Genomic DNA, 1,830 nt, shown 5'->3' with positions numbered 1-1,830 from the left:
GTTTCTGGCAGGCGCGGACCAGGCCACGCTGCCGAGGCAGATGTTCACCGGCATCCGGGAAAACATCTCGCCGACCATCGCGGCAGTGGCCACCTTGCTCATCCTTTTCACCACCACCCTTTTACTGCTGCTCGAGTGGCTGSGCGGCCGCAGGGCCTGACAAGCCCAAGCGGGCTCTACAAACTTACACCCCTGCCCTCAAGCACCCGGAGCGCTGCCTCAATGAAAACACCCCACACACAGACACTCGTGATGACACTCGGTCTGGCGCTCTCCGTACAAGCCCAGACGCCTGTTCAAGCGCCGATGCAGGGATTGACCGTCGCCAACTTCGGCGGAGCCAACGGCAAAGCCCAGGATGTGGCTTTCATCCAGCCTTTCAAGGCAGCCTACAAAACCGAGGCACGAGGGGTCGAGTACTCAGGAGAGCTCTCGGCCGTCCGGACCATGGTGACCGAACGCAAGAGCGAATGGGACGTGGTTGAAGTGGAGTCCGCGGACCTGAAGGCGGGATGTGATGCCGGCCTGTTCGAGCGCATTGACCGCGCCAGCATTCCTCATGCCGGCATGCTGCTGCCGGGTACCGTGCAGGATTGCGGCGTCGGCGCTTTTGTCTGGTCCACCGTGATGACCTACGACCCAGGCCGGTTCAAGGAGACACCGCGCAGTTGGCAGGATTTCTGGAATGTGCAGCGCTTTCCCGGCAAGCGGGGCTTGCGCAAGGGTGCGCGCTACAACATGGAAATCGCTCTGATGGCCGACGGGGTGCATCGCCGCGACGTGTACACCACACTGGCTACCGAGGCGGGCGTCAAGCGTGCTCTCACCAAGCTTGAGCAGCTCAAGCCCCATATCGTCTGGTGGGAATCGGGCTCCCAGCCGCCCCAGCGCCTGGCCTCCGGCGAAACCACACTCTCAACCGCCTTCAATGGCCGCATCGCCGCGGCCAACCGCGAGCGGCTCACCCCGCTGGCCATCTCATGGCAGGACGCCGTGTATGAACTGGACTATTGGGTCATCATCAAGGGCTCGCCGAGGCGGGAGCTGGCGCGCGCCTTCGTCAGTTTCGCCACCTCGGAAGAAGCGCAGCTGGCCTTTTCGCGCGAAATACCCTATGGCCCCACCCACTTCAACGCCATCCTGCGCTACGACACCGGTCGCAGCCGCCCCGCCGCCAGCGCACCGGTCACGGACCTGTCCATGGCGAATAGCGACTTGCCATCGGCGCCCGGCAACATGCGCCGGTCGCTCGCCTTTGACCCCACTTTCTGGACACGCGGTAGCGGGGCCGAGCTGGAAAAACAGTTCGCCCAGCGCATGAAATAGCCTGCCGGCCGGCAAGAGCCGCCGAGCCACACGGGCTGACCGGTCCCCACACATGCATTTCCCTCCTTTCATCCGGAAACCCGAAAACTGTCAGAATAAAAGCAGTTCCGGGCTTTCCATCACGCCCCCCGTTTTTAGGACACCAGCACATGGACATGAAAACTTCTCCCATCTCCCTTCTCAAAGACCCCAGCATTTTCAAGACCGACGCCCTGATCAATGGCCAGTGGGTCGCCGGTTCATCCCGCTTTGATGTCAATGACCCGGCCACCGGCCTGAAGCTGGCCGATGTGGCCAACCTGGGCGCCCAGGATGCCGAAGCCGCCATTGCCGCGGCCAACGCGGCCTGGCCCGCATGGCGCAGCAAGACCGGCAAGGAGCGCCACGCCATCCTGCTCAAGTGGTACCAGCTGCTGATGGCCAACCAGGAAGACCTGGGCCGCATCATGACGGCCGAGCAGGGCAAGCCCTTTGCCGAGGCCAAGGGCGAAATCGCCTACGGCG

2 protein-coding genes and 1 pseudogene are annotated in these 1,830 nt (G+C 63.3%); all 3 read left to right on the top strand.

What is annotated here, in order from left to right:
* Positions 1-160, top strand: a pseudogene (locus AC1DWI_RS21460) (ABC transporter permease); the annotation flags it as partial.
* Positions 161-222: 62 nt separating this feature from the next.
* Positions 223-1,326, top strand: a complete 1,104-nt coding sequence (locus tag AC1DWI_RS21455) for an ABC transporter substrate-binding protein (protein WP_477667819.1) — start codon at positions 223-225, stop codon at positions 1,324-1,326.
* A 149-nt stretch (positions 1,327-1,475) separates the two neighbouring features.
* On the top strand, positions 1,476-1,830 hold a 355-nt coding region (locus AC1DWI_RS21450), incomplete at its 3' end, for an aldehyde dehydrogenase family protein (protein WP_477725707.1).

This window comes from Polaromonas sp. P3_C2 (assembly GCF_056402675.1).
Note: the sequence above shows the minus strand (reverse complement) of the source record. Positions and strands in the feature narration are given on the sequence as shown.